Annotated in this window: 7 protein-coding genes and 2 pseudogenes; 5 read left to right on the top strand and 4 right to left on the bottom strand. The window is 70.2% G+C overall.

Translation table 11 applies throughout. From position 1 onward, the window contains the following. The 4 genes and pseudogenes from O3Q52_RS42295 to O3Q52_RS54475 all read left to right on the top strand — a co-directional run. Window positions 1-571, top strand: a 571-nt coding sequence (locus O3Q52_RS42295) for a helix-turn-helix domain-containing protein (RefSeq protein WP_269653857.1), incomplete at its 5' end; no start/stop codon positions are given. A gap of 26 nt (window positions 572-597) precedes the next feature. Then, window positions 598-1,659: a low specificity L-threonine aldolase gene (locus O3Q52_RS42290; protein WP_269653856.1), complete on the top strand. Its 1,062-nt coding sequence runs from the start codon at window positions 598-600 to the stop codon at window positions 1,657-1,659. Window positions 1,660-1,760: 101 nt separating this feature from the next. After that, window positions 1,761-2,075 (top strand): annotated as a pseudogene (locus O3Q52_RS42285) (hypothetical protein); the annotation flags it as partial. Beyond that, a complete protein-coding gene (locus O3Q52_RS54475) occupies window positions 1,966-2,394 on the top strand; it encodes an alpha/beta hydrolase fold domain-containing protein (RefSeq protein ID WP_369124183.1) in 429 nt (142 codons plus the stop codon). The pseudogene O3Q52_RS42285 and the gene O3Q52_RS54475, both read left to right, overlap by 110 nt. 64 nt (window positions 2,395-2,458) lie before the next feature. Here O3Q52_RS54475 and O3Q52_RS42280 read toward each other — a convergent pair. From O3Q52_RS42280 to O3Q52_RS42265, 4 genes and pseudogenes are all read right to left on the bottom strand, one after another. Beyond that, window positions 2,459-2,889: pseudogene (locus O3Q52_RS42280) on the bottom strand (transposase); the annotation flags it as partial. 81 nt (window positions 2,890-2,970) lie between these two features. Beyond that, a complete protein-coding gene (locus O3Q52_RS42275) occupies window positions 2,971-3,465 on the bottom strand; it encodes a GNAT family N-acetyltransferase (RefSeq protein ID WP_269653854.1) in 495 nt (164 codons plus the stop codon). Window positions 3,466-3,775: 310 nt separating this feature from the next. After that, the gene (locus O3Q52_RS42270; RefSeq protein ID WP_269653853.1) at window positions 3,776-7,069 is read right to left on the bottom strand and encodes a GH92 family glycosyl hydrolase; all 3,294 of its coding nucleotides are present in this window, start codon (window positions 7,067-7,069) and stop codon (window positions 3,776-3,778) included. Between the two features lie 670 nt (window positions 7,070-7,739). Continuing rightward, window positions 7,740-8,690 carry an NAD(P)-dependent alcohol dehydrogenase gene (locus O3Q52_RS42265; RefSeq protein ID WP_269653852.1) on the bottom strand — a complete coding sequence of 317 codons (951 nt, stop codon included), beginning with the start codon at window positions 8,688-8,690 and terminating at the stop codon, window positions 7,740-7,742. A gap of 131 nt (window positions 8,691-8,821) precedes the next feature. On the opposite strand from O3Q52_RS42265, the gene O3Q52_RS42260 reads away from it, so the two are divergent. Then, window positions 8,822-9,080 (top strand): helix-turn-helix domain-containing protein (locus O3Q52_RS42260; RefSeq protein ID WP_269653851.1); only part of this gene is annotated, 259 nt, incomplete at its 3' end.

The raw sequence follows: 9,080 nt of genomic DNA, 5'->3' as shown, positions 1-9,080 counted from the left end.
GCCCCCGCCGTCCGGACGCCGGCCGGTGAGCAGTACCGCGGCCGCGGTCGGCGCGAAGATCCGGCTGCGCCGCCAGCAGCGTGGCATGAGCGCCGCGGAGATGGCCCGGCGCGCCGGGCTGAGCAAGGCCACGCTGTCGCAGTTGGAGGCCGGCAACGGCAATCCGACGATCGACACCCTGGACGCGATCGCCATCGCCCTGCGCATCCCGATCGCCGACCTGCTGGCGCGCGACGCCGACACCGGGCCGGTGTTCCGGCCGGGCACGGACGTCGAGCCCGGCGAGGTCTCCCGGGAACTGCTGCGCCGTATCAGCAGTGGCAACAGCCTGGAGATCTGGCGGCTGCGCATCCCGGCCGAGACGGAGCTGCCCGGAGTCCCGCACGCCACCGGCACGATCGAGCACCTGCTCGTCGCCACCGGGCACGTCACCGCCGGCCCCGTCGACGCCCCGCAGGACCTGGGTCCCGGCGACATGCTCGCCTTCGCCGGGGACGCCCCGCACTTCTACCGCACCGGCGCCGAGGAAGTGGACATCACCGTCGTCTTCGCCTCGCCGATCAGCACCTGAGACCCCTGAGACGTAGGAAGCCCCTCATGAGCACCACCATCGCCATCACCCCCTCCAGCCGTGCCTTCAGCAGCGACAACATGGCCGGGGCATCCCCGCAGATAGCCCAGGCAGTAGCCGACGCGGCCGCAGGACAGGTCCTGCCGTACGGCAACGACCCCTACACCGACAGCGCCCGCCGCAGGCTCGGTGAGATCTTCGAGCGGGACGTCGACGTCTTCCCGGTCTCCACCGGGTCGGCCGCCAACGGCCTGAGCCTGGCCGCCCTCACCCCGCCGTGGGGCAGCGTGCTCTCGCACCCCGACAGCCACATCAACACCGACGAATGCGGCGCCCCGGAGTTCTTCACCAACGGCGCCAAGCTGGTCGGTGTGCCGGGTCCCGACAGCAAGATCGACCCCGATGCGTTGCAGGCGGCGGTGCGCCGACGGGCCGGTGACGTGCACAGCGTGCAGCCGTCCGCGGTGAGCATCAGCCAGGCCACCGAGAGCGGCAGCGTCCACACCCTGGAGGAGATCCGCCGCCTGTCCGCCATCGCCAAGGACGCGGGACTGCGCGTCCACATGGACGGCGCGCGCTTCGCCAACGCCCTGGTGCATCTCGGCGTCACCCCGGCCGAGATGACATGGAAGGCCGGCATCGACGTCCTGTCCTTCGGCGCCACCAAGAACGGCGCGATGACCGCCGACGCCATCGTCTCCTTCGACCCCGCGCTCGCCGCCGAGCTTGCCTTCCGCGCCAAGCGCGCCGGCCAGCTCGCCTCCAAGATGCGCTTCCACACGGCCCAGATCGACGCGTACCTCACCGACGGACTGTGGCTGCACAACGCCCGCCAGGCAAACGCGATGGCCACCCGGCTCGGTGACGGGCTCAAGGCCATCCCCGGCGCCGGCCTGCTGGCCACCCCGCAGGCCAACATCCTCTTCTGCCGCCTTCCCCAGGAGGTCACAGAAGGACTCCTCGGCGAGGGCTACGCCTTCTACCACGACCGCTGGGAACCGGGCATCGTCCGGTTCGTCACCGCCTTCTCCCACAGCACTGACGACATCGACCAACTCCTCGACGCGGTCCACCGCCACACACGCTGACCGACACCCGGCACCACGCCCGGGTGCGCCCGTACCCAGGAGATGAGCCGCTTCAGCGTATTCACGCGTCCAAGACACGCATCTGCGACACAGGAGTCCTGATGCCGCTTCTCCCTGGCGTGCAGCGCCTCATCGTCATGGCCGAGGACGGCCCGTCGTTGGCGGACATCCCCATCCAGCAGGCCCGGCTCAAACGCGACACGCTGGCCGCGAGCTTCGGCACGGGTGACCGGGTCGGCTCCACCTCCGACGTCGACATCCCGACGCCGTCAGGAACCGTACCCGCGAGGGTCTATCACCCGGAGGGTGGTGGTGCTGACCTGCCGCCACTGCTGTACGCCCACGGCGGCGGATGGTCGGTCGGCGTGCTCAACACCTCTGACGCCCTGTGCCGCAAACTCACCGCTTCCAGCGGGGGAGTGGTGGTCAAGTCGACTACGGCTGACACCCGAGAACCCGTACCCCACCGCCGTCGAGGACGCGCTCGCCGCATCAGCGGCCTGGCTCACCCGGAACGCAGCCGACCTCAATGCCGGCGGACCAGGAATCCTCGTGGGTGGTGACAGCGCCGGGGTAATCTGGCCGCAGTGTCGCACAGGCTTCGCGGTCCACGGACGAGTTCACGGTGCGTGCGTAGCTGCTCATCTGCGCGGCAGTGAACCTCGGCCATCGCCGTGGATCCTACGTCGAGTTCGCCAAGGGCTACTTCGCATCCACCTTGACCGTCACGCGTAGTTGAGCCTGCTCTTGCCGGAGGGGTCAGGGCAGGGCGCCCCTGCGAGCGTTCGCGGTGATGGGCATTCGCGCGGGACTTCCCCGCGCCGGTGGTGGCTTCATGTGAGAAGGCGACGGCGAGCGCGTGGCCGACCTGGCGCTCTTCCGGCGCGGAGCTCAGCATTGGGTTGCCGTCGTAGACCTCGTCTGCCGCGGCCCCGCCGGCGCGGTGCCCGGCATCGAGAAATCGGCCGATCATGCGGGCGGCCCGCTCCGGCTTGGTCGCGAAGACGGTGTCCTCGTCCAGGCCCGCGGCTCGGCAGCGATCTGGGGCGCGCGTCCAGGAGTGCGGGTGTACAGGTCCCCGTCCACCGCCACGTGCCCGCGCAGTCCCGCGTCGGCATCCCATCGGTCCCGGCCGAGCAGGTGCTGCATGCCGTCCGGTGTGGCCTCTCCGGCCCACTCGGGGATGCTCCAGCGGTTCTTGCGTGGCAGGTCCGACAGGCAGCGCAGCATCAGATCCCGTAGGTCTTCACACACCGATGATCAGTGGTTGCCGCAGCCTTCCCGCAGCCGCGCCACGAGCAAGATCAAGGTCTATGGCTGGAGGTCGCGCTGGTACCAAGTGCCTGACTTGCCGCCGAGATCGGCCGGGGCGGCGGGGCCATCCGGGACGAACCCGGCCTTGGCCAAGACTTTCTGGGACGCGGCGTTGTCGTGGGAGGTGGCCGCCCGCAGTGTGCGCAGGCCGTGCATCGCTGTCGCCGTCCGGCACAGCTCCTGGACGGTCGCGGTCGCCACGCCGCGGCCGGCGACCCGCTCCGCGACCCGGTAGCCGAGTCTGGCAGTGCCGTCCTCCAAGTCGTACAGGTTGAACCTGCCGAGTACCGAGCCGTCCTCGGCGACGAGCACATAGAAGGCGCAGATGCCGGCCTCCTGCTCGTCCAGCGAGGCGTTGTACCGGTCGGTGAACTGGTCGAAGAAGTCGTCGCCGCGGTCGGAGATCGAGGCAGCGAAGTAGGCGCGGTTCGCCAGTTCGAAGGCCAGGACCGCCGGGGCGTGGCCGGCATGCAGCCGCTTCAGCTCGGGCATTGCCCGACTCTACCCAGAGCGTGCGCTGAGGCCACCTGAGTTTCCGCGGCCAGCTCGCCATAACAGTGTCGGCCAGGACGTCGCTGCCACCACCGTTGGCCGAACAGCCGCTCCGTCTCGAAGGGTTCGTCCAGCAACGGCTGCAGCAATGGCCGTTCGGCAGTGGATCTTGGCTGTGAGGTGATCGTCGCTGTCATCCACCGTGGCTGTCGACACAGGAAAAGCCCCCACCTCCGCTCCGGCCGACAGGCTGGAGCGGAGGTGGATCGGGGCTGGGGGAGGGCTCCCGACGGCTGTCTGAGCAAGCCGCCTACGACAGCGTGATCGCGTACACCTCGATCCGCGGATCGTCCGGCAGCGTCAACGAGCGCATTTCCTTGGCGTCGTCCAGCTCGACGGAACTGCCGAACAGCCGCACCGGCGGCCCGTCGACGCCTTGGCCTGCCTTGATCCGGTGGGGCATGTCGAGGACGACGGTGGTGCCGTCGGGGGCCTGGCCGGCCCAGTCGCCGACCTTGAGCGGGACCTCGGAACTGCTGCCGTCGGTGTACCGGACGGTCAGCGCGGTCGTCACCGGCCCGTTGTGCGATGCCGCCACCAGGCGAAGGGTGCCGTGGCTGCGGGCGGGCAGCAGCAGCGTCTGGCCGCGGGCCTCGACGAAGTTCGCCGCGGTCCCGGTCGGATCCGGTGCCTCGTACGTCACGCCGTCCCAGGTGACAGGACCGGCGGCCGGAAGGAGACCGGCGTCGTAACTCCAGCCGGATCCGTCGAAGTCACCCTGGCCGGGATTGTCCGTGGTGGCCGTACCGTCGTGCGCCATGTCCCCGCTCAGGTCCACCGCGCACTGCTTGTCCGTGGCTGTCGCACACTTCGCGGCCGCGCGTACCTCGACGGTGGCTTCCCGGGTGACGCGGCCCGCTCCGTCGGCCTCGACCGTGAAGCGCACCGGGTAGGACCCGGCGGCGGTGCCCGGAGGCACGGTCACCTTCACGGACACCGTCTTCTGTACGGGCAGGTGCTGGGACCGGATCCGCAGCGGTGAGCGCGGAGTTGTCGTCACCTGCCAGCCGGTGGGCGCCTGAGCCGTCACCGACGCCCGCAGTTCACCAGGGGCCTGGCCGAGGACGTCCAGGGTCAGGTGGGCGGTCTGGGCCGTGTCGCCGACCGGGACGACGTCGGAGGAGCTCCGCAGGGACGCGTCCAGGTGCCGTCGTCCGTCGGCCTCCTCCTGGTTGACCGACGGCGGCTGGGCACCCGTACCGGTACCCCAGCCCGACGGCTTCGTACCGAGCCGGTGGACCAGGGTGCCGCCGTGCGAGACCTTGTCCCAGTCCAGCCAGGTGCGCCGTACGTCCCGGCCGTCCAACGACACATCCTGGACGTACCGGTTGGTGTCGCTCGCCCCTGGCGCCTTGATCGTCAGTGTGCCGCCCTGCCGCTTCCCGTACCGGCCGATCGTGATGGCCGCGGAGTCGAACTGCGGGCTGGACAGCGCCAGGAAGTCACCGCCGCTCATCGTCGGGTAGAGGCCGAGCGAGGAGAACACGTACCAGGCCGACATGGTGCCCAGGTCGTCGTTGCCGGTCATGCCGTCGGGCCCGTTGGTGAACAGCGTCATCGCGGCGCGCACCACGGTCGCCGTCTTCGCCGGCGCGCCCGCCCACAGGTACATGTAGGGCGCGTGGAGATCGGGCTCGTTGTTCGGGTTGTAGGTCGGCTTGCCGTAGTAGTCGTACGGCTGGGAGATCCAGTCCTTGCGCGCCGTGCCCGCCGGGTCGGTGAGCAGCTTGTCGTAGACGAAGAAGGAGTCGAGCCGCTTCTCCGTGGCCTTCCGGCCGCCCATCAGCCCGACAAGACCGGCGGGGTCCTGAGGCACGAGCCACTGGTACTGGTACGCGCCGCCCTCGTGGAACTGGTGGCCCGCTTCGACCGGGTCGTAGGGCGTCATCCACGTCCCCGCGGTCGTGCGGGGCCGGAACTGGCCGATCGAGGAGTCCCACAGGTTGCGGTACCACTGGCCGCGGGCCGCGAACATCCGTGCGTCGGAGCCGTGCCCGAGCCCCTTGGCCATCAGTGCCAGTGACGCGTCCGCCGCCGAGTACTCCAGGGTCGCCGAAGCCGGGTGGGTGCAGTCGTTGTCGCCGCCCTTGTCCGCGCAGTCCTTCTTCAGCTCCAGGCCGGAGGGGACGTAGCCGCGCTTGCTGTACTGGTCCACGGCGGAGCGGCCGTTGTACGGGGAGTCGGCGGGCGGGGTACTGGTCGCGTTCTTCTTCAGCAGCGCGTAGGCCTCGTCCTCGTGCCCGGCCAGCATGCCCTTCGACCATGCCTCGACGAGGAACGGCGTCACGGGGTCGCCGGTCATGATGTTGGTCTCGCTGTTGGCGAGGGCCCACCGGGGCAGCCACCCGCCGTCCTTTCCGATCGCGAGGACCGACAGCGCCACGTCCCGGGCGACACGTGGCTCCACCATCTCCAGCAGCTGGTTCTGCGGCCGGTAGGTGTCCCACAACGACAGGTTCTGATATGGCGTGAAGTCGGAGGCGGTGTGCACCGCGCCGTCGAACCCCGTGTAGCGGCCGTCGACATCACCGGCCAGGTTCGGGTGCAACTGCGCGCGGTACAGGGCGCTGTAGAACACCTTCTGCCGCTCCGGAGTCCCTCCGCCGACCTTGATCGAGGAGAGCTGCTTCTCCCAGGTGGCACGCAGCGCGGCGCGCGTGGCGTCGAAGTCGTACGAGTCCCCGGTCTCCTCCGCGAGGTTCTTCCGGGCACCGTCCATGCCGGTGTACGACAGGCCCACCTTCACGACGGCGTCCCGGTCGTCGGTCGCGTCGAAGGTCACCCAGGCGCCGTTGCTGCCCTCTCCTTCGGCATCTCGCGTGCCTGGCTCGGGTGTTGAACCCCGCCAGGTGCCATGATCCTTGAAGGGCCGGTCGAAGGTGGCGGTGAAGTAGACGGTGTGCTTGTCCTTCCCGGCGCAGAACCCTCCGGCACGCACCCGCCCCTCCACCGTCCGGTCCCCGACCACGTGCACCTCGGAGTCGAACACGTTCTGGTTGGCCTTGCCGGTGTTGAACAGCACATTCGCCGCGCCGGTGGCCGGGAAGGTGTACCGCTGCCAGCCGGTGCGTTTCGTGGCGGTCAGTTCGGCATCGATGTCGTACGTCGACAGGCCCACCCGGTAGTAGCCGGGGGTGGCTTCCTCGTCGTCGTGCGAGTACTTGGAGCGGTACGTGTCCGGGTTCACGCTGTCGACCGCGCCGGTCGTCGGCATGATGGGCAGCTCCCCGGAGACACCGCAGCCCACTCCGGAGAGGTGGGTCTGGCTGAACCCGTGGATCTTGTCCTGCTGGTAGTCGTACCCGCCCTGCCCGCCGGTGTCCGGGCTGACCTGGACCATGCCGAACGGGGCGGCGGCCCCGGGGAAGGTGTTCCCGAAGTTCTGGGTGCCGATGAAGGGATTCACCAGTGCTGCGGGGTCGGAGACCGACTCGGCGGCGGCCGCGACGGGCGGAAGCACACCCCCGAAGAGCAGGCCTGGAATGAGCAAGCCGACGCCCGCGGCGATTGCGCGGGCCGTGATCCGTCTGACGGACAGCCGCATCGGGCAGACCTCCTTGACAACGTTGTCTCGGCTGGACAGACCGAGAACCTGCCATGCCGACCGGATCGCTGTCAATGGTCCAAACGCCGGTGTGCGCAGTTGAGTTCACCTCCGTCGGGGTGACGTGGGGCTGTGCGGCGCCGGCGGCCGCGACGGGTTGGCGGTGGGCGACGGCTATGGCTGGGGCAAGGACGCGGTGGTTCTCGTCGCTCCTGCCGCGCAGCCTCGGCGCCTACGGGCAGGGTGAAGAACTGGCACTTGGGGGAGCGGTCGCAAGGTTGCTGCAGCGGCTCGCGGAGCTCCACCCGGTCGGCCCCGACGCGGCTGCGCCCGCTCATGACACGGCGGTGCCCGAGGCATTCGCCGACGTTGACGCCCCGGCAGCGGTGGTGGGTGGACGGGGCGTATCGACGGCTCGGCGCCCGATACTGCGGCCATGGCGGCGCTCGAACGCGAGCTGACGGGCTGACCGAGCGCGTCGACGTCCTGGCCCGCAACCGTGACGCGATCGCCGGCTACCTCGCCGAACTCCAAAGGCCGGACTGATCCGCCACGAGTGGCGATGGCTGCGCCAACCGGTGCTCATGTCGCGCCGGTCGACCGTCTCCTTCGCCGACGAGTTGCCAAGTCCCCGGACGGGTGCGGGCCGTTCTTCACGAGAGCGGCGGAGTTACGCGGTCACCGCGACCACGTGCTTGCCCACGGCGCCGCCGCGCTCGAAGGCCTCGTGTGCTACGGCGATGTCCGTGAGCGAGTACACGCTGTCGATCACCGGGCGCAGCGCACCTGACGTGACGTTGTCGGCCAGGTCGCGCAGTACGGCGGTGTCGGGGTTGGCGCTGAAGGTGCGGATGCGGCGGGAACCGTACACGCTCGACGCGGCGATCGCGGCCAGGGCGGAGGCGGAGAGTCCTACGGTGACCATCCGGCCGCCGGCGGCCAACCGGCTCCGGTAGCAGTTCAGTTCCGTACCGACCGTGTCGACGATGACGTCGAAGGGGCCGATCGCGTCCGAGGTGGTCGAGCCGTAGTCGAGGACCTCGTCGGCGCCGAGGCCGGTGAGGACCGCAGCGTGGCGGTCGCGGGCGAGTGCCGTCACGTGGCAGCCCAGCGCGTGGGCCAGTTGGACGACGGCCGTGCCGACCCCGCCCGCCGCGCCCCGGACGAGGACCCGTTCCCCCTTTGCCGCGTGCACGGAGTCCCGCAGTGCGAGAAGCGCCGTCGCGCCCGCGACGACAAGGGAGGCCGCGTCGAGCGACGAGAGGCCGGCGGGGGCGGGCGAGATGCGGCTGGCCGGGACTACGACGTACTCGGCCGCTCCGGCGGTTACGTGCCGCTTGCGGGGGTGCACCATGCCCCACACTCGGTCCCCGGCCCGGTAGCCCTCGACCTCCGCGCCGGTCTCGACGACGACGCCCGCGAAGTCCAGCCCCGCCCCGAGCGGGAAGCGGCGGCCGGAGACCATCTTCAGCTCCCCGGCGCGGACGATCACATCGTGCCCGTTCACGCTGGACGCCTCGACCGACACCAGGACCTCGCCCGCACCGGGAGCGGGGCGGGCGACCTCGTTGACCCGCAGGACATCCGCTGCACCGTAACTCGTGATCTGGGCGGCCTTCATGGCGGTGGTCCTTCCGTGGTCGGCTGGTGTGCATCCGATCCTTCCCCAGGCTGCCCGCATCATGGTCGTTCGCCTTTTCCTGGGACTGGCAGACCCACCGTCCCCGGCCGCGTCCGCGCCATACTTGCCCCGTGACAGACGACTCCCTCGACGCCCTCGCCCTGACCGGCGATCCCCGGCGCGAACTCGCCGAGTTCCTGCGGACCCGCCGAACTCGCGTACGTCCACAGGACGTTGGCCTGGAACCGGGCCCCAGGCGGCGTGTTGCCGGGCTGCGGCGGGAGGAGCTGGCCCTGCTGGCCGGGGTCAGCTCGGACTACTACCAGCGCATGGAGCAGGGACGCGATGTACACCCCTCCGAGCAGGTCCTGGACGCCCTGGCGCGCGCCC

The organism is Streptomyces sp. ActVer (assembly GCF_027270795.1).
GTDB lineage: Bacteria > Actinomycetota > Actinomycetes > Streptomycetales > Streptomycetaceae > Streptomyces > Streptomyces umbrinus_A.
This window is presented reverse-complemented; position numbering and strand designations above follow the sequence as displayed.